The organism is Pseudomonas azerbaijanorientalis (genome assembly GCF_019139795.1).
GTDB lineage: Bacteria > Pseudomonadota > Gammaproteobacteria > Pseudomonadales > Pseudomonadaceae > Aquipseudomonas > Aquipseudomonas laurylsulfatiphila.
The window spans coordinates 5,566,143-5,592,168 of sequence record NZ_CP077078.1 but is presented as its reverse complement, the minus strand read 5'-3'; the positions used below and the strand labels follow the sequence as shown (position 1 = coordinate 5,592,168).

Annotated in this window: 20 protein-coding genes; 9 read left to right on the top strand and 11 right to left on the bottom strand. The window is 59.6% G+C overall.

Annotated elements, in window-relative coordinates; all coding sequences use genetic code 11:
• The first annotated feature begins 2 nt into the window (after positions 1–2).
• Together cydB and KSS91_RS25055 are read left to right on the top strand one after the other, a co-directional pair.
• On the top strand, positions 3–1,010 hold the full coding sequence (gene cydB, locus KSS91_RS25060) for a cytochrome d ubiquinol oxidase subunit II (protein WP_217836421.1): 1,008 nt from the start codon (positions 3–5) through the stop codon (positions 1,008–1,010).
• An 86-nt stretch (positions 1,011–1,096) separates the two neighbouring features.
• Positions 1,097–1,264, top strand: a complete 168-nt coding sequence (locus KSS91_RS25055; RefSeq protein ID WP_095942044.1) for a DUF2474 domain-containing protein — start codon at positions 1,097–1,099, stop codon at positions 1,262–1,264.
• A 64-nt stretch (positions 1,265–1,328) separates the two neighbouring features.
• Here KSS91_RS25055 and KSS91_RS25050 read toward each other — a convergent pair whose 3' ends face one another.
• The gene (locus KSS91_RS25050) at positions 1,329–2,453 is read right to left on the bottom strand and encodes a methyltransferase (RefSeq protein ID WP_217836420.1); all 1,125 of its coding nucleotides are present in this window, start codon (positions 2,451–2,453) and stop codon (positions 1,329–1,331) included.
• A 175-nt stretch (positions 2,454–2,628) separates the two neighbouring features.
• The gene (locus KSS91_RS25045; RefSeq protein ID WP_015096914.1) at positions 2,629–3,342 is read right to left on the bottom strand and encodes a helix-turn-helix transcriptional regulator; all 714 of its coding nucleotides are present in this window, start codon (positions 3,340–3,342) and stop codon (positions 2,629–2,631) included.
• Between the two features lie 307 nt (positions 3,343–3,649).
• On the opposite strand from KSS91_RS25045, the gene KSS91_RS25040 reads away from it, so the two are divergent.
• Positions 3,650–4,426, top strand: a complete 777-nt coding sequence (locus KSS91_RS25040; RefSeq protein ID WP_217836419.1) for a ferredoxin--NADP reductase — start codon at positions 3,650–3,652, stop codon at positions 4,424–4,426.
• 44 nt (positions 4,427–4,470) lie between these two features.
• Here the strand turns inward: KSS91_RS25040 and mscL are convergent, their stop codons facing one another.
• The gene (gene mscL / locus KSS91_RS25035; RefSeq protein ID WP_126047651.1) at positions 4,471–4,884 is read right to left on the bottom strand and encodes a large-conductance mechanosensitive channel protein MscL; all 414 of its coding nucleotides are present in this window, start codon (positions 4,882–4,884) and stop codon (positions 4,471–4,473) included.
• 606 nt (positions 4,885–5,490) lie between these two features.
• Between mscL and radA the strand changes: the two genes are divergently transcribed.
• Positions 5,491–6,858 carry a DNA repair protein RadA gene (gene radA / locus KSS91_RS25030; RefSeq protein WP_007981045.1) on the top strand — a complete coding sequence of 456 codons (1,368 nt, stop codon included), beginning with the start codon at positions 5,491–5,493 and terminating at the stop codon, positions 6,856–6,858.
• Between the two features lie 101 nt (positions 6,859–6,959).
• Here the strand turns inward: radA and KSS91_RS25025 are convergent, their stop codons facing one another.
• Positions 6,960–7,328 (bottom strand): PilZ domain-containing protein, encoded by a 369-nt coding sequence (locus KSS91_RS25025; protein ID WP_217836418.1) that lies wholly within the window; start codon positions 7,326–7,328, stop codon positions 6,960–6,962.
• Positions 7,329–7,488: 160 nt separating this feature from the next.
• Between KSS91_RS25025 and KSS91_RS25020 the strand changes: the two genes are divergently transcribed.
• The 3 genes from KSS91_RS25020 (at position 7,489) to yjiA (ending at position 10,902) form a co-directional block, all read left to right on the top strand.
• The gene (locus KSS91_RS25020; protein WP_217836417.1) at positions 7,489–9,555 is read left to right on the top strand and encodes a carbon starvation CstA family protein; all 2,067 of its coding nucleotides are present in this window, start codon (positions 7,489–7,491) and stop codon (positions 9,553–9,555) included.
• Positions 9,556–9,570: 15 nt separating this feature from the next.
• On the top strand, positions 9,571–9,768 hold the full coding sequence (locus KSS91_RS25015) for a YbdD/YjiX family protein (RefSeq protein WP_008371622.1): 198 nt from the start codon (positions 9,571–9,573) through the stop codon (positions 9,766–9,768).
• Between the two features lie 162 nt (positions 9,769–9,930).
• On the top strand, positions 9,931–10,902 hold the full coding sequence (yjiA, locus tag KSS91_RS25010; RefSeq protein WP_217836416.1) for a GTPase: 972 nt from the start codon (positions 9,931–9,933) through the stop codon (positions 10,900–10,902).
• A gap of 102 nt (positions 10,903–11,004) precedes the next feature.
• On the opposite strand, the gene KSS91_RS25005 is transcribed toward yjiA, so the two are convergent.
• The 5 genes from KSS91_RS25005 to KSS91_RS24985 all read right to left on the bottom strand — a co-directional run bounded on the left by KSS91_RS25005 (position 11,005) and on the right by KSS91_RS24985 (position 19,358).
• Positions 11,005–11,694: a GntR family transcriptional regulator gene (locus KSS91_RS25005; protein ID WP_217836415.1), complete on the bottom strand. Its 690-nt coding sequence runs from the start codon at positions 11,692–11,694 to the stop codon at positions 11,005–11,007.
• A 25-nt stretch (positions 11,695–11,719) separates the two neighbouring features.
• Positions 11,720–12,424, bottom strand: coding sequence for a FadR/GntR family transcriptional regulator (locus KSS91_RS25000; protein WP_041475084.1), 705 nt, complete (start codon positions 12,422–12,424; stop codon positions 11,720–11,722).
• 48 nt (positions 12,425–12,472) lie between these two features.
• A complete protein-coding gene (locus KSS91_RS24995) occupies positions 12,473–13,786 on the bottom strand; it encodes a C4-dicarboxylate transporter DctA (protein ID WP_217836414.1) in 1,314 nt (437 codons plus the stop codon).
• Between the two features lie 246 nt (positions 13,787–14,032).
• On the bottom strand, positions 14,033–15,286 hold the full coding sequence (glyA, locus tag KSS91_RS24990) for a serine hydroxymethyltransferase (protein ID WP_007970889.1): 1,254 nt from the start codon (positions 15,284–15,286) through the stop codon (positions 14,033–14,035).
• Between the two features lie 223 nt (positions 15,287–15,509).
• On the bottom strand, positions 15,510–19,358 hold the full coding sequence (locus tag KSS91_RS24985) for a sensor domain-containing protein (protein WP_217836413.1): 3,849 nt from the start codon (positions 19,356–19,358) through the stop codon (positions 15,510–15,512).
• Between the two features lie 557 nt (positions 19,359–19,915).
• Between KSS91_RS24985 and ettA the strand changes: the two genes are divergently transcribed.
• Together ettA and gdhA are read left to right on the top strand one after the other, a co-directional pair.
• Positions 19,916–21,580, top strand: a complete 1,665-nt coding sequence (gene ettA / locus KSS91_RS24980) for an energy-dependent translational throttle protein EttA (RefSeq protein ID WP_007970893.1) — start codon at positions 19,916–19,918, stop codon at positions 21,578–21,580.
• Positions 21,581–21,954: 374 nt separating this feature from the next.
• Positions 21,955–23,292 carry an NADP-specific glutamate dehydrogenase gene (gdhA, locus tag KSS91_RS24975; protein WP_217836412.1) on the top strand — a complete coding sequence of 446 codons (1,338 nt, stop codon included), beginning with the start codon at positions 21,955–21,957 and terminating at the stop codon, positions 23,290–23,292.
• On the opposite strand, the gene KSS91_RS24970 is transcribed toward gdhA, so the two are convergent.
• Both KSS91_RS24970 and KSS91_RS24965 read right to left on the bottom strand, forming a co-directional pair.
• On the bottom strand, positions 23,289–23,783 hold the full coding sequence (locus tag KSS91_RS24970; protein ID WP_007970897.1) for a GreA/GreB family elongation factor: 495 nt from the start codon (positions 23,781–23,783) through the stop codon (positions 23,289–23,291). The genes gdhA and KSS91_RS24970 overlap by 4 nt on opposite strands.
• A 270-nt stretch (positions 23,784–24,053) precedes the next feature.
• On the bottom strand, positions 24,054–25,907 hold the full coding sequence (locus tag KSS91_RS24965) for an Lnb N-terminal periplasmic domain-containing protein (RefSeq protein ID WP_217836411.1): 1,854 nt from the start codon (positions 25,905–25,907) through the stop codon (positions 24,054–24,056).
• Between the last annotated feature and the right edge of the window lie 119 nt (positions 25,908–26,026).

Below are 26,026 nucleotides of genomic sequence, written 5' to 3'. Positions count from 1 at the left end.
TCATGGGTATTGATCTTCCGCTGATCTGGGCCGTGATCATCATCTTCGGCATCATGATGTACGTGGTCATGGATGGTTTCGACCTGGGCATCGGCATTCTCTTCCCGTTCATTCCGGGCAAGACCGATCGCGATGTGATGATGAACACCGTCGCCCCGGTCTGGGACGGTAACGAGACCTGGCTGGTGTTGGGCGGCGCGGCATTGTTCGGCGCGTTTCCGCTGGCCTATTCGGTGGTGCTCTCGGCGTTGTACCTGCCGCTGATCCTGATGTTGATCGGGCTGATCTTCCGCGGTGTGGCCTTCGAGTTCCGCTTCAAGGCCAAAGACGACAAGCGCCACCTGTGGGACAAGGCGTTCATCGGTGGCTCGGTCACCGCGACGTTCTTCCAGGGCGTTGCGCTCGGCGCCTTCATCGATGGGCTGCCGGTAGTCAACCGGCAGTTCGCCGGTGGTTCACTGGACTGGCTGACACCGTTCACGATGTTCTGTGGCGCGGCACTGGTGGTGGCCTATGCGCTGCTCGGTTGCACCTGGCTGATCATGAAGACCGAAGGCAAGTTGCAGGAGCAGATGCATGACCTGGCACGGCCATTGGCCTTCGTCCTGCTGGCGGTGATCGGCATCGTCAGCATCTGGACCCCGTTGGCCCACCCGGAAATTGCCGCACGCTGGTTCACCATGCCGAATCTGTTCTGGTTCATGCCGGTGCCGATTCTGGTGCTGGTGACGATGTACGGCCTGATCCGCGCCGTGGCCCGCAACGCGCATTACACGCCATTCCTGTTGACCCTGGTGCTGATCTTCCTCGGTTACAGCGGGTTGGGCATCAGCCTGTGGCCGAACATCATCCCGCCGTCAATCTCGATCTGGGACGCCGCCGCGCCGCCGCAAAGCCAGGGCTTCATGCTGGTGGGTACGCTGTTCATCATCCCGTTCATCCTGGGCTACACCTTCTGGAGCTACTACGTGTTCCGCGGCAAGGTCACCCATGAAGACGGGTATCACTAGTGTGCTGCACAACGAACCTGTGGGAGCGAGCTTGCTCGCGATGGCGCCTTCAAAGGCGCCAACCCTCTCTACTGGAGAATTGAGTCATGTCCGGCAAACACACCCTGCACGACATTGAAGAAGCCGAAAAAAAACCGCTGTGGCAGCGGCTTGGCTGGTTGGCCCTGATCTGGGTCGGCAGCGTGGGCGCCTTGTTCATCGTCGCCAGCCTGATGCGTCTGTTCATGAACGCAGCCGGCCTGACGACGCACTGACATCTCTCCCGCAGCCTCAAGGCGCGGATTTACAACCCTCCGACCGGAGGGTTTTTTTTGCCTGTTACTTGCGCGCCTTGAGAATCACGAATTTCGGATTGGCCGCCACTTGCTCGACGCCACGGAACAATCGCGCCAGCTTGCTGTGGTAACCCAGGTGACGATTGCCGACGATGTACAGCGCGCCGCCCACAACCAGCGCTTCGCGCGCTTGCTGGAACATCCGCCAGGCCAGGAAGTCGCCCACGACCTGTTGCTGGTGAAACGGCGGATTGCACAGCACCACGTCAAGCGATTGCGCTTCCTGGCCGGCCAGTCCATCGCCGGCACGCACGATCACTTCCCGCTCACCCAACGCTGCGCGCCAGTTTTCGGTAGCCGATTGCACGGCCATGAACGATTCGTCCACCAGCGTGTAGTGGGCCTCGGGGTTTTGCAGGGCGCTGGCGATGGCCAGGACGCCGTTGCCGCAGCCGAGATCGGCAACCCGCGCCGAGCCAAGGTTTTTCGGCAGGTGTGGCAAAAACGCCCGGGTGCCAATGTCCAGGCCTTCGCGGCAAAACACATTGGCGTGGTTGAGCAGTTCGATAGCCGGTTCGTCGAGTCTGTAGCGTGTCGGGTAAGGCGACTCAACCGAGGGTTTGTCTTGCGCCGTGGCAATCAACAACCGCGCCTTCTTCACCGCCAGCGAAGCTTGTACGGGGCCGATGTAACGCTCCAGCAAATCACCCGCTGCCCGAGGCAGGTGCTTGATCATGGCCGCGGCGACCACTTGGGCGCCGGGTGCCAGTTGGCCTTGCAGGCGGATCAGTTGCTCTTCCAGCAATGCCAGGGTTTTCGGTACGCGGATCAGCACGCAGTCGAATGGCCCGACGGGGGGCTCGCTGGCGGGGACGCTCGGTACCGCATCAAACGCCAGGCCGTTGCGCACCAGGTTCTTTTCAAGACCCTGCAAGGCCAGGAATGAATCACCGCTACTGACTACCCGCACCTTGCCCGCCAGGCTGGCCGCCAACGCGCCGAAACTGTCGTTGAGCACCAATACCCGGGTATCGGCCGTCGGTTGCTGTTCGGCCAGATGGTTAAGCAGGTATTCATCAGCCGCATCGAAAGCTTGCAACGGTTCGTTCTGCTGTTCAGGCTGGCGGATCAGGTCGAGGCTGGCGAAGGGTGTTTCGAGCAAAGGCATGGGGCGGGGCTCTGGGTAATCAACGGATGTCCCGCTGCCCTCAGGCGTTGGTGCGGGCGGAGCCGTCCGAGTGTACTGCGTCGTGAAGGTTTACACGCCATCACTCAGGAGGGACCGCAAATGGTACGTTTTTTTTGTCTGGATTACCCGCAGGTTTTCCCGCAGTCGGGCGTTTTCAGATGACTTTGGCCCGGACCGCGGCCATGACTGCCGCCATCTTGTTGTTGACGCCGAGCTTTTCGATAGCCCTGTGCACATGAAAGTTGACTGTGCGTTCACTCAAATTGAGGATCCTGGCAATTTCATAGGCCGTCTTGCCATCGGCCGACAGTTTCAATACTTCGATTTCCCGCCGTGACAAGGGGGGCGCTTGAGTGCGAACCGGTTTTTTCGGTTGCATCCCGATCGCCAGGGCGTGCAGGTGGCGACTGATGAACACCGAGAATCCAAGATTCTCGTACAGCTCATAGGCTGAAATCGGGCAATGGCTTCGGGCCAGACTGAGAATGCTGCGCAGGCCGGTTTCTTCATCGTGAATTGCTTGCGACCAGCCATGCGCCAAGCCTTGCTGTTGCAGCAGTTGCCATAACCACGGGGTTGCGCAGAAGAGCTCTTTGCTCCAGAGCACGGGTAGCATGGAGTGATTGCAATAGGCCGCTACTGGGTCAATCTCGCTGGCATTGCTTTGTTCATACTGTGTGTTCCAGTTGTGTGGATAGTTGTTCAGGTTGACGGGGCAGCAATCAGTGCGACTGTTGGCTGAAATGGTTGAAAAGGCACAAAATTTATATCCAAGGTTCCTGACGAAATTCAGTGATATTCGATAGGCCGTATTAATGTCCTGTGTTTGAGAAAGCAGTTGAAGCTGTGACTCCTTCCAGATTTCCATATACGGGGTCTCCAACAGTATGTTCCCGGAGGGTGCCGGTTTTGGATCCGAGATCCGGCACGTGACGGAGTGTAGGACATTTCCGACAACTGTAGTCCAACGATTTTGCTCTTTTAACTGCTGACAAACTGTGTGCCGGGTTCTTAAGTCGTGTGTGAAATGTTAAATGCCATATGTCATTTTAAGTTGGCTGGTGTTTCTCGCGTCGAATAATCAATAAGTTGCACATTCAATAACACTACAAAATGTCTGTGTTTATGCTGCCGTCTTTGCGGGACACTGAGGTATCTATTGATTGGAGCCTTCCATGTCCGTCAGCGAAGAAAAATTTACCCGTCAGACCTTGCTCGAGGTTCATCCGTTGACCCCGAACCTGTTTACCCTGCGTGCCACGCGGGATGCGGGGTTTCGTTTTCGGGCGGGGCAGTTTGCCCGGTTGGGCGTCGCCAGGGCTGATGGCAGCACGGTATGGCGCGCTTACTCCATGGTGTCCTCACCCTTTGACGAGTTCCTCGAGTTCTTTTCCATTGTCGTGCCGGGCGGTGAGTTCACCAGCGAGCTCAGCCGGTTGGTTGTTGGCGACAAACTGCTGGTCGACCGCCAGGCCTTTGGCTACCTGACGCCGGACCGTTTTGTCGATGGGCGCGATCTATGGCTGTTATCCACCGGGACCGGCGTGGCGCCGTTCCTGTCGATATTGCAGGACTTCGAAGTCTGGGAGAGATTCGAGCGGATTATCCTGGTCTACAGCGTTCGTGAAGCCCGGGAACTGGCTTATCAGGAACTGATCGCGGGGCTGACGCAACGTGACTATCTGGCCGAGTACGCACACAAACTGCAATTGATCACCACGGTCACTCGTGAACAGCATCCTGGCTCATTGAACGGGCGTATCACCACACTGATTGAAAGCGGCGAACTGGAGCGCACCGCAGGTGTTGCGCTGACGCCTGAACACTCACGGGTCATGCTGTGCGGCAATCCGCAGATGATCGATGACACGCGCAAGCTGCTTAAACAGCGGGACATGCACTTGAGCCTCAGCCGGCGACCCGGTCAGGTGGCGGTGGAAAACTTCTGGTAAAAAAAACGGCACCTCGAAAAGGCGCCGTTTTTATGCGGGTGCGGTCAAGGCCGGTTGTTCTGGACCTTGAGCAAGTCGCGGATCTCGCCCAGCAACTCTTCTTCCTTGGTTGGAACCGGTGGCAGGCTAGGGGCTACGGCCTCTTCGCGCTTCAGGCGGTTGATGGCCTTGACGCCCACGAAGATCGCGAGGGCGACGATGATGAAGTCGATGATGGTCTGGATGAATTTGCCGTAGGCCAGCACCACCGGCGGAGTAGCGCCCTCGGCTGCCTTGAGCGTTATGACCAGATCACTGAAGTCCACGCCACCGATCAGCATCCCGATTGGCGGCATGACCAGGTCACCTACAAACGATGTGACGATCTTGCCGAAGGCCGCGCCGATGATGATGCCGACGGCCATGTCGACCACGTTGCCTTTGACCGCGAAGGCCTTGAACTCGTTTAGCACGCCCATAGGTTATTTCCTTGTTACAGATGAGGTTGATGTGCGCAGTGTAAATCAGCCAATCGCATTCTGCTCGAGTCAACGGCGTGCCGTGCTTGCCGGCAATAGATCAGGGGGGGCATGGAGAGCTCGTCGATTGATCTCATCTGTGGGCCGGTCAGCCCTTCTGCGGCGGTTCGCTTTTGGATTTGTTTCAGCGATATGACTTCGCTGTATGAGCGAACCAGGTTGAAGGACCATCCTTGAGTTGGGGTTTTGAAATTGTTCGGGTAGTTGTTAAACAAAAAGCCGCCATTGAAATTTGACTGCAGTTGCAGTGCTGTTAACTGTTTTGTTAGTTTGTGCTCGGTTTTGTTTGAGTGTTTTTAAGTTATGCATCAGGTATGAAGGTGAATAAAGCTTGTATAAGTTTTTAAGGCAGTAGTGAGGCTCGTATCAAGAGTTTTTTGAGTGTGTTGGGTGGAAACTTATACAAAGTTTTTGTATAGCGGTCGTGTTTCAAAAAAACACGAATGTAATAAGGCTATTTGACATCATTCAAGGGATTATAAAATATCTGGCCGCACTCGCGTGCCTCAGCTGAGCTATCATCGCGTTTTTTTTCCGGGAGTTCCGATGGCCAAGGCCAAGCGCATGTACGGCTGCACCGAGTGCGGCTCAACCTTCCCAAAATGGGCCGGCCAGTGTGGTGAATGCGGGGCCTGGAACACGCTCACCGAAACCATGGTGGAAAGCGGCGGGGCAGCCGCCCCCAGCGGTCGGACCGGCTGGGCCGGGCAGCAGGCGCAGATCAAGACGCTGGCTGAAGTCAGTGTCGAAGAAGTTCCTCGCTTCTCCACCGCTTCCAGCGAACTCGACCGGGTTCTGGGTGGTGGCCTTGTGGATGGCTCGGTGGTGCTGATCGGTGGCGATCCGGGCATCGGCAAGTCGACCATTCTGTTGCAAACGTTGTGTAACCTCGCCAAGAGCATGCCGGCACTGTACGTCACCGGTGAAGAATCCCAACAGCAAGTGGCCATGCGTGCGCGACGCCTGGGTTTGCCTCAGGATCAACTGCGGGTCATGACCGAAACCTGCATCGAAGCCATCATTGCCACGGCCCGCCAGGAAAAGCCCCGGGTGATGGTGATCGACTCGATCCAGACGATCTTTACAGAGCAACTGCAATCGGCACCGGGTGGTGTATCCCAGGTGCGTGAAAGCGCGGCCTTGCTGGTGCGTTATGCCAAGCAGAGCGGTACGGCGATTTTCCTGGTGGGGCACGTCACCAAGGAAGGCGCGCTGGCGGGCCCTCGGGTTCTGGAGCACATGGTCGACACTGTGCTGTATTTCGAAGGCGAGTCCGACGGGCGTCTGCGTCTGCTGCGCGCGGTGAAGAACCGTTTCGGTGCAGTCAATGAACTGGGCGTGTTTGGCATGACTGACAAGGGCCTGAAAGAAGTCTCCAACCCTTCGGCGATTTTTCTGACCCGGGCCCAGGAAGAGGTCCCGGGCAGTGTGGTGATGGCGACGTGGGAAGGCACGCGGCCGATGTTGGTGGAGGTACAGGCGCTGGTGGACGACAGTCATTTGGCCAACCCGCGGCGGGTCACGCTGGGGCTGGATCAAAACCGGCTGGCGATGCTGCTGGCGGTGCTGCACCGTCATGGTGGCATTCCGACCCACGACCAGGACGTGTTTCTCAACGTGGTCGGCGGGGTCAAGGTGCTCGAAACGGCGTCCGACCTTGCGTTGATGGCAGCGGTGATGTCCAGTTTACGCAACCGGCCGTTGCCTCACGATCTGCTGGTGTTCGGCGAAGTGGGGCTGTCCGGTGAGGTGCGACCGGTGCCAAGCGGTCAGGAACGTTTGAAAGAGGCTGCCAAGCACGGCTTCAAGCGGGCCATCGTGCCCAAGGGTAATGCACCGAAGGAGGCGCCACCGGGGTTGCAGATTATTGCCGTGACCCGTCTGGAGCAGGCGCTCGATGCACTCTTCGAGTAACGATTGTCTCCCTGTAGGAGCTGCCGCAGGCTGCGATCTTTGATCTTGCATTTTCAAGATCAAAGATCGCAGCCTGCGGCAGCTCCTACAGGGAGGTGCGCTCAGATTTCGATCAGTGCCCCCAACTCCCGTTCGAGTTCGACCTCGTCGGCCAGGTTGAGCTCGATCAGCCGTCGCAGCCGTTCGATGGACTCCAGACTGATGTGCAGGCAGGCAAACCCGAGTTGGCCATGGTCATCGTGGGCCAGTTGCGCATCCATGGTGATGTCGACGTCTTCGCTCAGATGAATGTCGATCAGAAAATCCTGCTGCGGATTGCCCTGCCACGAATCGGGTCGCTCAATCAGCACCCCTTTGAACGACAGATCAACCAACTTCACCGGCCAGGTGAACTCACCTTGACTCAGCTCGGTTCGGGCATCGAATGCAATACGTTTGAAGCGGCGACGGTCGGCAGGGTGCTCGCTCATGGCACGATCCTCGTAGATGTACGCTGACTATAGACCGGCATTCTTCAAGGCTGCCAGCGCTGGCGGGTGTCCAGACCTATGTCGGGGTATGGCCTTTGCCGTCAGGAGCGCTAAACTCGGTGTGGCTGTCTTTCTTGTCCACTCTGGCTGGAATAATAAAATGAAAAATAATAATAGCCCGCTACGCCATCTGCCCTGGCTGGTGCTGGCAATCGTAGGTGCGTGCGCCCTGGGTGTTGTGGCTTTACGCCGAGGGGAGGCAATCAATGCCTTGTGGATTGTGGTCGCTGCCGTGGCCATCTATCTGGTCGCATACCGTTACTACAGTCTGTTCATCGCCAACAATGTCATGCAGCTCGATGCGCGACGGGCCACGCCGGCTGTGCTCAATAACGATGGTCTGGACTATGTTCCGACCAACAAACACGTGCTGTTCGGTCACCACTTCGCGGCCATTGCCGGTGCCGGTCCGCTGGTCGGCCCGGTACTGGCGGCGCAGATGGGCTACCTGCCCGGCACGCTGTGGCTGATCGCCGGCGTGGTGCTGGCCGGTGCTGTGCAGGACTTCATGGTCCTGTTCATGTCCACCCGCCGCAACGGCCGCTCCCTGGGCGACATGGTCCGTGAAGAAATGGGCCGCATCCCCGGCACCATCGCGCTGTTCGGTTGCTTCCTGATCATGATCATCATCCTCGCGGTGCTGGCGCTGATCGTGGTCAAGGCCCTGGCCGAGAGCCCCTGGGGCATTTTCACGGTGATGGCGACCATCCCGATCGCGATGTTCATGGGCATCTACATGCGCTACATCCGCCCGGGCCGCATCGGTGAGATCTCGGTGATCGGCGTGCTGTTGCTGCTCGGTTCGATCTGGCTCGGCGGGCAGATTGCCGCGGATCCGGTGTGGGCCAAGGCCTTTACCTTTACCGGTATCCAGATCACCTGGATGCTGATCGGTTACGGTTTCGTTGCCGCCGTGTTGCCGGTGTGGCTGATCCTGGCGCCCCGTGACTACCTGTCGACCTTCCTGAAAATCGGTACCATCGTCGCCTTGGCCATCGGCATCCTGGTGACCATGCCCGAGCTGAAAATGCCGGCCCTGACCCAGTTCATCGACGGCACCGGCCCGGTCTGGAAGGGCGGCCTGTTCCCGTTCCTGTTCATCACCATCGCCTGTGGCGCGGTGTCGGGTTTCCACGCGCTGATCTCTTCCGGTACCACGCCGAAGTTGCTGGATAACGAAACCAATGCCCGCTACATCGGTTACGGTGGCATGCTGATGGAATCGTTCGTGGCCATCATGGCGATGGTCGCCGCCTCGGTGATCGAGCCTGGCGTGTACTTCGCCATGAACAGCCCGGCGGCCGTGGTCGGCAGTGATGTTTTGGCCGTTGCCACAGCCGTCAGTAACTGGGGCTTCGCGATTACCCCGGAAGCCCTGCAAGCGGTGGCCCATGACATTGGTGAAACCACCATCCTGGCCCGTGCCGGTGGTGCGCCGACCCTGGCGGTGGGGATCGCGCAGATCCTGCACAGTGTTCTGCCGGGCGAGAACACCATGGCGTTCTGGTACCACTTCGCGATCCTGTTCGAAGCGCTGTTCATCCTGACCGCAGTCGACGCCGGTACCCGTGCCGGGCGCTTCATGCTCCAGGACCTGCTCGGCTCGTTCGTGCCGGCCTTGCGCCGCACCGAGTCCTGGACCGCCAACCTGATCGCCACCGCCGGTTGCGTGGCCATGTGGGGTTATCTGCTGTACCAGGGCGTGATCGACCCGCTGGGCGGCATCAACACCTTGTGGCCGCTGTTCGGTATCTCCAACCAGATGCTGGCCGGTATTGCGCTGATGCTCGGCACCGTGGTGCTGATCAAGATGAAACGCCAGCGTTACATTTGGGTGACCCTGGTGCCAGCCATGTGGTTGCTGATTTGTACCACCACCGCCGGCTTCATCAAGCTGTTCGATGCCAACCCGGCGATCGGCTTCCTCGCCCTGGCGAAAAAATACAGCGATGCATTGGCTAACGGCCAGATCCTCGCCCCGGCCAAGGACATCACGCAGATGCAGCACGTGATTTTCAACGCCTACACCAACGCCACGCTGACCGCGCTGTTCCTGTGCGTGGTGTTCAGCATCCTGTTCTATGCGCTCAAGGTCGGTATTTCCGCCTGGGGCAGCAAAGAGCGTACGGATAAAGAAGCGCCATTCCAGGCTCTGCCGGAAGCGTGATCGAGGATTTGCATCATGTTCAATGACCTGAGTCGCCTCGGTAAATACCTCGGTCAGGCCGCGCGCCTGATGGTCGGCATGCCCGACTACGACAACTACGTCGAGCACATGCAGACCAAGCACCCGGACAAACCGGTGATGGACTACGAGGCGTTCTTCCGCGAGCGTCAGGAAGCCCGTTACGGTGGCAAGGGTGGGCCGAAGTGCTGTTGATCCGGTCGTCGGATTAACAGCAATACCTGTGGGAGCGGGCTTGCTCGCGAAAGCGGTGTGTCATTCAACATTCATGTCGACTGACACGACCCCTTCGCGAGCAAGCCCGCTCCCACATTTGTTCTGTGTTGTGTTTTCATCTTGTGAAAAAGGAGATCCAGTTTGTCCTCCCCCATCCCGGTCACGATCCTCAGCGGCTTCCTCGGCGCCGGCAAGACCACCCTGTTGCGCCACCTGCTCAAGGCCGAGCACGGCCTGAAAATCGCCGTGATCGAGAACGAATTCAGCGACGCCGGCATCGATACCCAGTTGTTGGGTGATGAACCGGTCCAAGTGATGACGCTCTCCAACGGCTGCGTCTGCTGCACCATCCATACCGACCTGACCAAAGCGCTTTATCTGCTGCTCGAACGTCTGGACCAGGGCGACATTGCCTTCGACCGGCTCGTGATCGAATGCACCGGCCTGGCCGACCCAGCACCCGTGGCGCAAACCTTCTTCATCGATGAAGAACTGCGCGAGCGCTACATCCTCGACGGCATCATCACGCTGGTCGACGCGGCACATGCCGACTTGCACCTGACCCAGACCATCGCCCAGGCCCAGATCGGTTTCGCCGACCGCTTGCTGGTGAGCAAGCGCGATCTGGTAGACGAACCGATCTTCACCGCATTGAGCGAACGCCTGACCCGCATCAACCGTCGTGCGCCGATCCGCGTGGTCGACCACGGCAAGATCGACCTGGCCGAATTGCTGGACGTACGCGGTTTCAATCTCAACGCCGACCTCGGTGGCGGTGTGAGTTTGCGACCGGTCAGCCAGGCACCGTCCATCGACCGTATTTCCAGTCTGGTCCTGCGCACCGAAAAACCGCTGGATATCGACAAGCTCAGCGAGTTCATGAACGAGCTGCTGGAGGCACATGGCAAGCAGTTGCTGCGCTATAAAGGCGTGTTGAACATCCTCGGCGAGCCGCGGCGGATGGTGTTTCAGGGTGTCCTGAAGTTGTACGGATTCGATTGGGACACGGAGTGGGCTGACGATGAATCGCGTGAAAGCGTGATCGTGTTTATTGCTGACGATTTGCCGGAAGAGAAGATTCGCGAGGGTTTTGCGCGTGTGGCGGCGCAGTAAAGTCAGAAATTGCGGCGAGTCTTGAGCCGCCATCGCGAGCAGGCTCGCTCCCACATTTAAAGTGCAGTTGCCTGTGGGGGTGAGTCCGCTCGCGAAAGCGGTCTAACCGGCGGCACAGTTTTGACCCAGTGCCGATGCAGGACTCAGCAACAAATCTTCCAGATAATCCAGATGCCGGTTGAGCGCGACTTGCGCCGTCGCAGCATCTCCTCGCTCCAGCGCATCGAGAATCTCGAGGTGCGCTTGCCCTGCGCAATAATCCTTCTGCCGCAGATCAAACTTCGCAACCGCCAACGAAGTCAGTGGGACAAGGCTCTCAAGAAAATGCGCTAGCGGTGCATTTCCCGCCATTTGTGCCAACTGCAAATGAAACTCTCCCGACAAACGAATCGCCCGGCCACGCTCGGCGCATTGACGCTCGTTTTCGACCAGTGTCCGCAGGCGCTTCAAGTCTTGCGCGCTCGCTCGCTGACCGGCCAGCCGCACCAGCATGACCTCGGCCAGCCGCCGGGCATGCAGTGTCTGCCGGGTCTGCTCGGCATCAGGCTCGGTGACGCGGGGACGATGGTTGGCGCGCAGGAGGATGATGTGCTGATGGGACAGTCGCCTCAGCACCTCCCGCATGTCGCTGCGCCTTGCACCGAACATCTGCGCAAGGCTTTCTTCCGTAAAGCGACTGGCCGAATGGATGCGCTGCTCGAAAATGGCCTCGAGGACCCGTGAGTACAGATCATCCACTGAAGGGCGGACGGGCAGGGTGGCGAGTGTTTGTGGCGAGGCGAAGCGGTTCATGGCCGATCTCCAGTTCGAAGAGGTTTCAACTGCCGAGGTTGTCTTCCGGGATGTTCAGTTCGATACCCATGCGTTGACCTTCGCGCAGTATGTGCCGGCGCATCTCGGCGCTGGCCTGGGCGCTGTTCTTGCTGCGGATTGCCCGCACCACGGCTTCGTTTTCTTCAAGTCGCTCGGCCAGATGCTCCGGGGAGTTGCGCAACACTTCGGCGCTTTGCTTGAGGGCATTGCTGGTTTGCTGCACCACACTCTGGAAGATCGGGTTCGACGTCAGCGTGAACAGCTCTTCGTGGAACGCAATGTAGGCGTTTACGCCGGCTTCACTGTCATTGGCCTCCAGGGCTTCGCGCATGTCCATCAAGGTCAGGCGCAGTTGCCCGACCTCCTTGCTGCTGATGGACTGCGCGACGAGGCCGACGATGAATGGCTCAAGGGTGTAGCGCAGTTGCAGCACGTCTTCCAGGCTCGCTGCGGCCACCGCGTTGTCATGGGCCTGGCTGTCTGCGAGATTGGCTTCGAGCACCACCACGCCTTTGCCCGGCATCGAGCGCACCAGTCCGAGGGTTTCCAGAACGATGACGGCTTCACGCAGGCTCGGACGGCTGATACCCAGTTGTTCGGCCAGCTCACGTTGCCCAGGCAACATTTCGCCGGAGCGCCACTGACCTCGGGCCAAAGCGGCCCGAAGTTTTTCTACCACTGAGTTGACGACGGTTGATGAGGTAATCACTTGTTCGCTCCACGAGCCGTGCCTGCGGTCGGCAGGCACGGCGATCATTCAGAATTCTTTGGCTGCCGCTTGAGCAACCGGTTTTCTTGGCTGAAAGGTATAACCCGCCTGGCCGGAAAGTACCTTGTTCGCCCGCTGCACATCGATGTCCTTTTCCCACCGCGCGATGGCCACGGTCGCCACACAGTTGCCAATCAGGTTGGTCAGCGCCCGGCCGATGCCCATGAACCAGTCCACGGCCAGCACCAGTACCAGGCCCACCACCGGAATTGCCGGAACGGCTGTCAGGGTGGCCGCCAGAATCACCAGCGCCGAGCCAGGAATACCGTGGGCGCCTTTGGATGTGATCAGCGACACCAGCAGAATGGTCAGCAGGTCAGTCATGGCCAGCGGCGTGCCGGTGGCGTTGGCGATGAACACGATGGCCAGGGTCAGGTAGATCGAGAAACCGTCGAGGTTGAACGAGTACCCCGTTGGAATCACCAACCCGACCGTCGAACTGCCGATGCCCAGGTGCTCAAGCTTGCGCATGATTTGTGGCAGCACCGCGTCGGACGAAGCGGTGCCCATGACGATCAGCAGTTCTTCGCGCAGGTACTTGAGCAACGGCCACATCCTCAAGCCGGAAAGGCGCATCACCAGGCCGAGAATCAGGGCCACGAAGGCAACGCAGGTCAGGTAGAAGAGGCCGACCAGACTGCCCAGGTGCTGCAGCGAGTCCAGGCCATATTTGCTGGTGGTGAAGGCGATCGCACCGAATACACCGATCGGTGCCAGTCGCACGATCATGCCCATGATGCGGAAGATCACATGGCTGAGTTCGTTGATCAGTCGCGAAATACCCGATGCCGCCTCGCCCACCAGATTCAGTGCACTGCCGAACAACACTGAAAACAGCAGGACCTGCAGGATATTGTTATCGGCAAAGGCACCGATCACCGAAGTCGGAATCAGGTTCATCAAGAACTGCGCAGTGGTGTGCATGTGCTGACTGCGCTGGGCAATATCGCCCATGTCGGCTGCGGAAAGCTGCTCCAGGTGAATGTTCGCACCGCTGCCGATGCCGGTGCTGAAGGCGAGCACCAGGCCGATCACCAGGGCGATGGTGGTCAGCACTTCGAAGTAGATCACCGATTTCAGGCCGATGCGCCCGACCTTTTTCAGGTCGCCGGCGCCGCTGATGCCGCTGACCACCACGCAGAACACGATCAAGCCGATGAGCATCTTGATCAGCTTGATGAAACCGTCGCCGAGGGGTTTGAGTTGGGCGGAGTATTCGGGAAGGGTCAGCCCGCAGACGATGCCGAGCACCAGTCCGAGAACCACTTGGAGGAAGATTGAACGCGAGCACCATCTGAGCATGGGAGGAATCCTGGTCGGTGTCCTGGCTGCCGTGTGCGGGGCACATCAGATTCAGGACTTAATTATTGTGGTCTTACCGGTATGTCCAGTGCAGGCGCAGTCTACGCTGGATTTTTTCTCGATTACAAGTGGAAAACATAAAATTGGCATGACCGGTCTGACCAGTGGCCTGCAGGGAAATCGCGGGCGAAAAAAAACCGGCCAATCACTTGGCCGGTTTTTCATGCTGCGGATTTAACGTCGCAATTAAGCGCCGTACACCGGCAGCTTCTTGCAGATGGCCTTGACCTTCTCACGAACGGCGTCGATTACCGCTTCGTTGTTCAGGTCAGCCAGGATGTCGCAGATCCAGCCGGCCAGTTCCTTGCACTCTGCTTCCTTGAAGCCACGAGTGGTCACAGCCGGAGTGCCGAAGCGCAGGCCGGAGGTGACGAACGGGGAGCGTGGATCGTTTGGCACGGAGTTCTTGTTCACGGTGATGAACGCTTTGCCCAGAGCGGCGTCGGCGTCTTTACCGGAGATTTCCTGCTTGATCAGCGACAACAGGAACAGGTGGTTCTGAGTACCGCCGGAAACCACGTCGAAGCCGCGCTCGATGAATACGCTGGCCATGGCCTGGGCGTTTTTCACCACTTGTTGCTGGTATGCCTTGAACTCAGGCTGCAGCGCTTCCTTGAAGCAGATCGCCTTGGCTGCGATCACGTGCTCCAGCGGGCCGCCCTGGGCACCCGGGAATACCGCGGAGTTCAGCTTCTTCTCGATGTCGGCGTTGGCGCGAGCCAGGATCAGGCCGCCACGCGGACCGCGCAGGGTCTTGTGGGTGGTGGTGGTCACGACGTCAGCGAATGGAACCGGGTTCGGGTAGACGCCAGCGGCGACCAGACCGGCCACGTGGGCCATGTCGACGAACAGGTAGGCACCTACCTTGTCGGCGATTGCACGGAAGCGCGGGAAGTCGAGGATCTGCGAGTAGGCAGAGAAACCGGCCACGATCATTTTCGGCTTGTGCTCAACGGCCAGGCGCTCGACTTCGTCGTAGTCGATCAGGCCATTGGCGTCGATGCCGTACTGGATGGCGTTGTACAGCTTGCCCGAGGACGAAACGCTGGCACCGTGGGTCAGGTGGCCGCCGTGGGCCAGGCTCATGCCCAGGATGGTGTCACCGGCCGACAGCAGGGCCAGGTAAACGGCGCTGTTGGCTTGCGAGCCGGCGTGCGGCTGAACGTTGGCGTAGTCGGCGCCGAACAGCTCTTTGGCGCGATCGATAGCCAATTGCTCGACGATGTCGACGTACTCGCAACCACCGTAGTAGCGCTTGCCCGGGTAGCCTTCGGCGTACTTGTTGGTCAGTACCGAGCCTTGAGCTTCCATCACGGCAGGGCTGGTGTAGTTTTCCGAAGCGATCAGCTCAATGTGCTCTTCCTGGCGCTGAGCTTCTTGCTCCATGGCGGCAAAGAGATCGGCGTCGTACTTGGCAATAGTCAAATCACGGCTGAACATGGCGGTCCTCAGGGATCGGGGGCGGAAAAGGGGGGCATTCTAACCCAATGGGTTTTAGATGGCATATGAAACGGCATCATGTCGCAGACAAGTGGGCTTCATGAGCGGATATGCGGTGCCTGGACGGGCCTCTTCGCGAGCAAGCCCGCTCCCACAGGGGAACACATTCCAAATGTGGGAGCGGGCTTGCTCGCGAAGGGGCCGCCCGCATCACCGCAAGGTTTCAGTCAAACATGAACAGCGCATCATTGCTGAACTGCCCTTCGAACCGCCCCGCCGGCATCGGCCGGCCGAACAGATACCCCTGCACCTCGTCGCAACCGTGCTCGCGCAGGAAGTCCAGCTGTTCATGGGTCTCGACACCCTCGGCGATCACCGCCAGGTTAAGGCTGTGGGCCATGGCGATGATCGCCCGGGCGATCTGCGCATCCTGTTCGCCCGACGGCAATCCGTCGACGAAGGTGCGGTCGATTTTCAGTACGTCGATCGGGAACTGCTTGAGGTAGTTGAGCGATGAGTAACCGGTACCGAAGTCGTCGACTGCAATGCTCAGGCCGAGGTTCTTCAGGCCATCGAGGATCTGCATCGCCTCGCTGACTTCGCGCATCAGGATACTTTCGGTGAGTTCCAGTTCCAGGCACGCCGGCGGCAGGCCGGTTTCCTTGAGGATGGTGGCGATTCGCGTACCGAGCTGGCCGTCGGAGAACTGCCGCGCCGAGATGTTCACCGACACCTTCGGCACCCGTACCCTGGCCTGATGCCAGGCCTTGAGTTGACGGCAGGCTTCGCTGATCACCCAGTCGCCGACATCCACCACCAGCCCGAGCTCTTCGAGCACCGGAATGAAGTCCCCCGGCGGCACCAGCCCGCGGCGGGGATGACGCCAGCGCAACAGCGCCTCGGCGCCGGTCAGGCGCTTGCCGTCGCCGCTGAACTGCGGCTGGTAATACAGCACGAATTCGTTCTGTTCCAGGGCATGGCGCAAATCGCTTTCCAGTTCCAGTCGCTCCAGGGCGCTGGCGTTCATGTCCGCCTGATAGAACTGGAAGTTGTTCTTGCCACGCTCCTTGGCGTGGTACATCGCCGTGTCGGCGTTCTTCATCAACTGGCTGAGTTCGTTGCCGTCCTGCGGACTCAGGGCGATGCCGATACTGGCCGTGACGAAGAACTCGCGGCCCTCGAGCACGAAGGGTTTCACCAGGCTGGCGAGAATCTGTTCGGCCACATGAATGGCCCGGTTCAGGGCGATTTCACGGTTGGCGCGCGGTTGCAGGAGCAAGGTGAACTCGTCACCGCCCATGCGCGCCACAGTGTCGTCATCGTCGACGCAACCGAGCAGGCGCGTGGCCATCTCCTTGAGCATGCGGTCGCCGGCGGCGTGGCCCAGGGAGTCGTTGATCGGTTTGAAGCGATCGAGATCGAGGAACATCAGCACCACCCACGACTTTTGCCGTTCGGCCGATTGCAGTGCCGTGTGCAGGCGATCCTGGAACAGCGTGCGGTTGGGCAGGTGGGTCAGGGCGTCGTAGTAGGCGAGGCGATGAATCCGCTGCTCGCTGGCCTTGCGCTCGCTGATGTCGCTGAAGAAACACACATAACTGGCCAGGTCGCCTTCGTCGTCGAGTACGGCGGTAATCCCGACCCAGGCCGGGTAATGCTCGCCGTTGCGGCGCTTGAGCCAGACTTCGCCTTCCCAGGTACTGTGCTGGCCCAATTGCTTGAGCACATAACGCAGATGCGCTTCCTGCTGCTCGTCGACGGTCAGCATGTTCGGCAACTGGTCGAGCACCTGTTCCACGGCATAGCCGCTGACACGGCTGAAGGCTTCGTTGGCCTGGACGATGTAGCCGGCCGGGTCGGTGATCAGGATCGCCGAGGTCGAGTGCTCGAATACCGTGGCGGCCATGCGCAAGTCTTTTTCGGCCCGGCGTTGCTGGCTGATGTCGCGGCCCACGCCAAGCACGCCTTCGAACGTCCCGTGTTCGTCCCAGACCAATACCAGACGCAGTTCGATGGGGATCTTGCGCCCGTCGGCCCGCAGGCAATCGAACAGGAACAGTTGGGTTTGTACCTGGCTGCGTAACACCGCCAGTTGGTCCGGCTGATCCAGCGCCTTGCTGACCCGGTCCATCAGGTGGTAGATGCCGGTCAGTTGTTGCGGGTTGGCGATGGTCGATTGCCAGCCGTTCTGGAAGATCCACTCGGCGTCATAGCCCAGCACGGCTTGCACCGAAGGGCTGACGTAATTGAGGTTGAGGCGGCTGTCAGTGGAGAAAATCACGTCGCTGATGCTTTCGGCGAGCATGCGGTAACGCTGCTCGCTGTCGCGCAGGGATTCGCTGGCTTCGATCTGGTCGGTGACGTCTTTGGCCACGCCGATGATCCGCGTGACCTGGTCCTCGTTGTCCCGCGCCAGTGCCTGCTCGCGAATCTCGAAGCGTCGCCACTGGCCGTCCCGATGGCGGAAGCGCAACTGACACTGCATCAACTGGCGATAACCGGCCTGGCGCTGGACTTGGCGGGAGCGGTGGTAATAGTCGGCGTCTTCGGGGTGCAGGAGGATTTCCCAGAAGTATTCGCCCATCTGGTGCAGTTCGGTGCGGTTGTAACCCAGCGTCTGGCCCAGATGGTGGTTGCTGTAGATCATGCGCTGGCTGATTACATCCTGCACATACAGATGATCCGGTACGGTACGCACCACGTCCGACCAAAACCCTTCGCGTTCCTGCAACGACAGTTCGATGAGCTTGCGGCTGGTGATGTCGGTGATGCTCAAAATTACCGATTTATAGTCGTCCTGGGTTTGCGGCAGGCGCAGTACCAGCCACAGGTGCTGGTCGCGACCGCCGGCATCCTGCAATTTGATTTCCAGCTCAAGCTGTTGCTGCTGATTGAGCACCGCGTCGAGCACCTGGTTGCCGATGGCGGTGCCGTCCAGCGGATGGCCGTCGATCAGCAGCTTCCAGGCTTTATGGGCGTTATCGACATTGAGCAACTGCAATGCGACCTGGTTGACCTCGGTGATCCGCAGTTCCTGCAGCAGTTGTCGGCGTTTTTCCGGGATCGCCAGCCACGCTTGCAGTTGTTCGCTGTCCTGCAGTTGTGCCTTGTCGAAAAAGCTCTTCAGCCCGGACATGTCGAGGACGCACAAGGCCACACCGGTGCCTTCGAAAATGTCCTGATAACGCCGGCGGCCTTCATTCAATTGGCGTTGACGCCGGCGCATGTTCAGCAAAGCGATGAACGGCAGCATGGAAAACGCCAGGCCCAGCAGGCATTTGCCGATGAACGCCGGCAGCAGCTCTTCCAGTACGCGCTGACGGTCAAACAAGCCGCGCAATTGCCAATCGCTGCTGCTCAGCGGAACCGTCAGCACACTGTTGGCGACATCGTCCTCGGTCAGTGTGCCCGGATTGACCGAGGGCAGCCCTTCGTCACGGCTGATGATCTGATGATTGATGCGGTTTTCCACCAGCCACAACGGACGGCTGCCGGTCTCGCTTTGCTTGGTCAAGGACGAAAAGAAGGTCGGTGTCAGGCGCAAGGCCCAGTAGCCCCGGGAACTGCCGCTGGCCTGATGCAGCAATAAATGCACCACGGAACCATCGGTGGCATTGCTGAAGTAGTGCGCCTGGGCGTGGCTGCGGCGTACCAGTTCACCCAGGTAGTCGCTGTCATCGCTGTCGGGAGCGCTGTCACGGATGACTTTCCCTGAGGGGCTGAGCAAGGCCAGGCTGCGCAGTTCCGGCAGCGACTGTTGCAGCTTGCGTAGCAGGGCCTGCAACTCGTCGGCGTCCTGCGGTTGCTCGACGATAGGCAACAGGTTGAGGGCGATCTGCGCGTTGAGTGCCATGTTCAGGCTGACCTGAGCGGCCAGATCGGCGGTGTAGTCGATGGTGTACTGGCGCTGGTTTTTCTGGGTTTCGCGCAACTGATCGAGCAACTGCCAGAACAGCAATGCCAGCAGCAACAATGCAAGTGTCGCCAAGGTGCCCTTCAAGGTTCCGCGCAGAGGGGAGCCGGGCGCTATGGTCGGCGCACTGGAAGTCAGGGGCGGAGGGACATTGGACAAGCTGGAATCCTGCGGTTTGGCTGGACTGGCGCGACGTGCACTATAAGCCGGACGCCCGAAGGGCGGCTAGCATGCCTTGAGTTGTGGCGAAGTGCCAGCCCCAGCCCGTCGGCTGGACTGCCATCGGTCATTAAGGTAGCTTTGCCGGTTACGCGGGAGCGTTCCAGCTCCGGGGGGGGCGTTCTCAATTAGTTTCCGCACCGCGCCGGGTCTGCTGTTGTGCAGGGCAAGGCGCGAGAAGCGTGGTTTGGTCATTCCAAATAAGCTTCGAGCAACGCAGCCCTGCACAACAGCAGACCCGGCCCTTTGGGTTGTGCCTTAAAGCGGGCCAGGCTGCGTTGCAGGCCTTGGAAAGGGAGCGACCATTTCCAGCGGCCTGCGCCTTGCCTGGCCCGCTTTAAGGCGACAACGCGGCGTGGAAACTAATTGAGAACGCCCCCATACTCAGGCTTTTTCAGCGCGCCTATATTGAAAGCTCTCAATCGGGTGACGCGCACAGCCTGGCCAGGCTTCGCCTGTGCCCTAATCATTCATCAGTCACTGACCCTAGGTTCTCCATGGCTCAATACGTATTCACCATGCATCGGCTGGGCAAAGTTGTTCCGCCGAAGCGGGAAATCCTGAAAAACATTTCTCTGTCGTTCTTCCCAGGCGCCAAGATCGGTGTACTCGGCCTCAACGGTTCGGGTAAGTCCACGCTGCTGAAAATCATGGCTGGCGTCGACACCGAGTTCGAGGGCGAAGCCCGTCCGATGCCGGAGCTGAACATCGGCTACCTGCCGCAGGAACCACAACTGGATCCGACCAAGACCGTGCGTGAAGTGGTCGAGGAAGCGGTCAGCGTGATCAAGGACGCCCAGGCACGCCTGGACGAGGTCTACGCGGCATACGCCGATCCGGATGCCGACTTCGACAAGCTGGCCGCCGAACAGGCCAAGCTCGAAGCCATCCTGCAAGCCAGCGACGGCCACAACCTGGAGCGCCAGTTGGAAGTCGCCGCCGATGCGTTGCGCCTGCCGGCCTGGGATGCCAAGGTCGAACACCTGTCCGGTGGTGAAAAGCGTCGTGTGGCCCTGTGCCGCCTGTTGCTGTCCGCACCGGACATGCTGCTGCTCGACGAACCGACCAACCACCTGGACGCCGACTCCGTTGCATGGCTCGAGCATTTCCTGCACGACTTCCCGGGTACTGTGGTTGCGATCACGCACGACCGTTACTTCCTGGACAACGTCGCTGGCTGGATTCTGGAACTCGACCGCGGCGCGGGCATTCCGTACGAGGGCAACTATTCGGGTTGGCTGGAAGCCAAGTCCGATCGTCTGGCTGCCGAATCCAAGCAGCAGTCGGCTCATGAAAAGGCCATGAAGGAAGAGCTGGAGTGGGTGCGCAAAGGCGCCAAGGCCCGCCAGTCGAAATCCAAGGCTCGTCTGCAACGCTTCGAAGAGATGCAATCGCAGGAATTCCAGAAGCGCAGCGAAACCAACGAGATCTACATCCCGGCCGGTCCGCGCCTGGGCGACAAGGTCATCGAATTCAAGAACGTCACCAAGGGCTACGGCGACCGCGTGCTGATCGACAACCTGTCGTTCTCCATGCCTAAAGGCGCCATCGTCGGCGTGATCGGCGGTAACGGTGCTGGTAAATCGACCCTGTTCCGCATGCTGATGGGCAAGGAAACGCCGGATTCTGGCAGCATCGAAGTCGGCGAAACCGTGCAACTGGCTTGCGTGGATCAGAGCCGCGAAGACCTGGACGGCAGCAAGACCGTGTTCCAGCAGATTTCCGACGGTTCCGACCAGATCCGCATCGGCAACTACGAGATCCCGTCGCGCACCTACGTCGGTCGCTTCAACTTCAAGGGCGGCGATCAGCAGAAGTTCGTCAAGGACCTGTCCGGTGGTGAGCGTGGTCGCTTGCACCTGGCCCTGACCCTGAAAGAGGGCGGCAACGTCCTGCTGCTCGACGAACCGTCCAACGACCTCGACGTCGAAACCCTGCGTTCCCTGGAAGAGGCCCTGCTGGACTTCCCGGGCGCCGCCATTGTGATCTCCCACGACCGGTGGTTCCTTGACCGCGTCGCGACGCACATCCTGGCGTACGAAGACGACTCGCAAGCGGTGTTCTTCGAAGGCAACTACACCGAATACGAAGCCGACCGTAAAAAGCGTCTCGGCGAAGCGGCTGCCCAGCCGCATCGTGTACGGCACAAGAAACTGGCCTGATTTCGGGTTGGTTGCATAAAAAGAGCGGAGCCTTCGGGCTCCGTTTTTTTTTGCGTTTTTTTCAGTGAGACCGAGTAGCGGCCTTCGCGAGCAAGCCCGCTCCCACAGGGTTTTGTGAAAGGCACAGTTCTCGATTCAACATCGAATCCCTGTGGGAGCGGGCTTGCTCGCGAAGGTGGTATTCCTGATGGTGCAGGAATTTAATGGTGAGTCCCCATTCAGGTGCAATATCAGGCCGAAAAGCGGTCTGTTTTATATCGTGCGCACCATTTAATTTCATTAATGCGACATTTTGCTCTGTTCTTGTGCGCGAATCGTTTGTTACAGTCCGGCTCAATCTCCTCCAACGACAATAAATTTGCCGAGACTTTTCCATGATCGAATCCGTCGAATCCTTCCTTGCGCGCCTGAAAAAACGCGACCCGGATCAACCCGAGTTTCACCAGGCTGTCGAAGAAGTCCTGCGTACCCTGTGGCCCTTTCTTGAAGCCAATCCGCATTACCTGACCTCCGGCATCCTGGAGCGCATCTGCGAGCCGGAGCGGGCGGTGGTGTTTCGCGTGTCATGGGTCGACGATCAGGGCAGGGTCCAGGTCAATCGCGGGTTCCGCATCCAGATGAACAGCGCGATCGGCCCGTACAAGGGGGGGCTGCGTTTTCACCCGTCGGTGAACATGGGCGTCCTGAAATTCCTCGCCTTCGAACAGACCTTCAAAAACTCCCTGACATCATTGCCCATGGGCGGCGGCAAGGGTGGTTCTGACTTCGACCCCAAAGGCAAAAGCGACGCGGAAGTCATGCGCTTCTGCCAGGCCTTCATGAGCGAGCTGTACCGCCACATTGGCTCGGACGTTGACGTGCCGGCCGGGGATATCGGTGTCGGCGCGCGGGAAATCGGTTTCCTGTTCGGTCAGTACAAGCGCCTGAGTAACCAGTTCACCAGCGTGCTGACCGGCAAAGGTCCAAGCTACGGCGGCAGCCTGATTCGTCCGGAAGCCACCGGTTTCGGTTGCGTATACTTCGCCGAAGAAATGCTCAAGCGCCGCGGCCTGGCCGTGGAAGGTAAGCGCGTAGCGATCTCCGGCTCCGGCAACGTCGCGCAATACGCGGCGCGCAAGGTCATGGACCTGGGCGGTAAAGTGATTTCGTTGTCCGACTCCGAAGGCACACTGTATTGCGAAAGCGGTTTGACCGAGGAGCAATGGCTGGCGGTGCTGGAACTGAAAAACGTACAGCGCGGGCGCATCCGTGAACTGGCCGGCCGTTTTGGCCTGGAGTTCCGTGCAGGTGAGCTTCCGTGGAGCCTGAGCTGCGATATCGCGCTGCCGTGCGCGACGCAAAACGAACTGGATGCCGAAGCCGCTCGCACCTTGTTGCGCAACGGCTGCATCTGTGTGGCTGAGGGCGCGAACATGCCGACCACCCTGGAGGCGGTGGACCTGTTCATCGAGGCCGACATTCTGTTCGCGCCGGGCAAGGCGTCCAATGCCGGTGGCGTGGCGGTGAGCGGGTTGGAGATGTCGCAGAACGCCATGCGCCTGGCATGGACCGGTGGCGAAGTGGACAGCAAGCTGCACGCGATCATGCAGTCGATTCACCACGCCTGCGTGCATTACGGCGAAGAGAATGGTCGGGTCAACTACGTCAAGGGCGCGAACATTGCCGGCTTCGTCAAAGTTGCCGATGCCATGCTGGCTCAGGGCGTGGTCTAAGTCGGCTCGATACGGATCACTTCAATCAGTTGATCCCCGGCAGGGCGCTGCCACAGCACTTCATCGTTGAGTCGTGCACCGAGCAGTGCCCGCCCCAGCGGTGAACCCCAATTGATCAGGCCGTGGGCGGCATCGGCCTGATCTTCGCCCACCAGTTGTACCCGGCGTTCGGTGGCGTGTTCATCGGCGTAAGTCACCCAACTGCCGATCTGCACTTTTTCGGTTGAAGTCGCGGCGGGTACCACCTGAGCGCTGCCCAGGCGCTGCTTGAAGTAACGCAGATCACGTTCGAGATCGGCCAGGCGCTGCTTGTCCGCCTGCTCGCCTTTTGCCGATTGTTCGGCGTGCAGGCTTTGCAGTTCGGCGACTTTACCCTGCAACAGGCTCAGGCCTTGCGGCGTGACGTAATTGGGCTGCGCGCTGACCTGGCGTTCGACGGGCTGATCGGCTTGCGCGGCGGCGTTATCTTCATTGACGAAGGCACGGCTCATGAAATTCTCCCGATATAGAATTTGGGCCATGGTCGCAGGCATTTGGTTTCACTGGATGTCTGAAAGCGACTTACGGCGAGTGACAGGCCCGGGCGGCGAGCAGGTCGTCGAGTGTTTGTGAAAGCTGCGTATGGGGTTTGTCGAAAGCCACATAACCCCTGTGGGAGCGGGCTTGCTCGCGAATGCGATCTGTCATTCAAAATTAATGCGGACTGACTCACCACATTCGCGGGCAAGCTCGCTCCCACCGGGATTTGCGGTGCGTTCGGGTCAGTAGTGATACCACTTCAGCTCAAGCATCACTTCGTTCTCGGCCGACGCCAAATGGCTGAACTCCCGCTGGGCGCTCAAGCGCAGTCCGAGATTGCGGGAGATCTCCCATTGCTGATTCAGGCTCAGGCTGCGGCGCACTTCACCATTGGTGAAAAAATCGCCCTTGGTTTCGAGGCTCAAATTGCCCAGCGGGTTTTTCCACAGCACCCCACTGTTGAAACCGGCGGCCGGCGCGATGAATTCGGCGAAGTCGTTGTTGTGCTCGATACGCACAGTGCCCAGGACAAATCCGAGCATGTCCTCGCTCAGTTGCCAGGTTCCACCACCACCGCCGTTGACATGGCTGACCAGGGTTTGGTCATCGTGCTTGCCCGGCACCCGTTCCAGGCCACCTGTGACTTGCCATGACAGCGGTTGCAGCAATTCGTTACGCGGGGTCAGGGAGCGAATGGTTGCCAGGTCCAGTTGCTGCACCTGCCAGTCGTTGCCTTCGTACTGGCGAAGCTTCAATTGCAGGATTTCGATCTGCGCGCCAAGGGGAAAGCTTTCGCTGTTGTCATTGAGGTCGTGATAAGCCATGCGCAAGCCGTATTCACCAAAGGCTTTGTCTCCACGGGTGCCGAGACCGAGCTGCCAGGTGCGCGACTCGTGACCGTCTTCAGGCAGGCCGGGTTGCGGGATATTCAGCTCCGGCGCCGGGTTCTGGTTGATCGCCCGCAGCAGTTCGAAGCTGCGCTGGGCGCGCGCCGGATCGCGTTCCTGGCCGTTGGCGCGATAGCGCTCCAGGCGATAGGCGGCATCGATGATCAGCGCCTGGCGGTCGCGGGGTTGTGCCTTGAACGCCGGGTCGTGCAGTTGTTTCTGGTCGGCGCTGACTTTCAGCACCCATTGTTGCTCTTGCGGGTTCAACGGCTCGGCGCGACTGAGCAACTCGCGCTCCCGGGACGGGCGATACTGGATCGATTCCACCAGCCCGGCCGCTTTCACGGCCTTGACGGTGTCGGTGGGGATGGCCGTGAGCGGGAATTGATCCGTCAGGCGCAGGCCCGGACGGGCCACTTGCAGCAGTTCCAGCAAGCGGTATGAGCAGTTTTCGTCGAAGAAGAAATAGTCGAATTTGATCTGCTTCAGCTCCCAGACGTGCTCGACCATGCGCGCGGTTTCCTGTGGGGTCAGGTTAAGGCGGTACTCCCACAGGTCGCGGTTTTCCAGGCTGCGGTATTCCGAGAGCTTTTCCTGATAGGGCACCATCGCGAACAGGCCGGGATAACCGCCCATCAGGCCTTTCCAGGCATAGATGATGCTGTTGTCCGAGCCCTCGATGTAGGCGCCGAAGTTGATCGCGTAACTGAGCAGCGAAGTCTTGTCGCTCTTCACTTCGGCCTGGTCGATGCGCAGCAGGGTATGGCCGAACATCGAGGAGGGGCTGTTCAGGTAGGCCGCCGGGAAGATCATCACTGAGCTGTCGGGCGAGACGTCCTTGAACCATTGTTTGAACGCTGCGCAGTCCGGCGTTGGCAGACCGGTCAGGTCGAGTTGTTCCTTCAGCCAGCGGGTGCGCGCCGGGTAGACGCATTGTGCGTGTTGTTCACCGGCACTGGCCGGGGCGTACAAGGCTTGTACAGTCGCCGCCAGTTCATGGTCCGGATGTTCATTGCCATCGGTGGCGAGGAAGAACTTCCGGTCGCTGACATAGCTGCGCCAGCCGCCGAGCTTGGCGGTTTCGTAATGGCCCAGGGATATCCAGAAAGGGTCGTTGGCCAGTTGCTGCAAGCGTTGTGGGTCGATGTGAGGCGCGGCGGACAGTGGGGCGCAGACACACAGCGCCAGCCAGGCAAGGCGTTTGAACATAGATGGCAACTTAATCGAAAGAAACTGAGCCCCGACCAGGGTAGTGCCAGTCAGTCAAACCCGCTCCCACAGGATTTGCGTGTTGACTTACCGACGCTCTCAAAGAGGGGCAGGTCCAA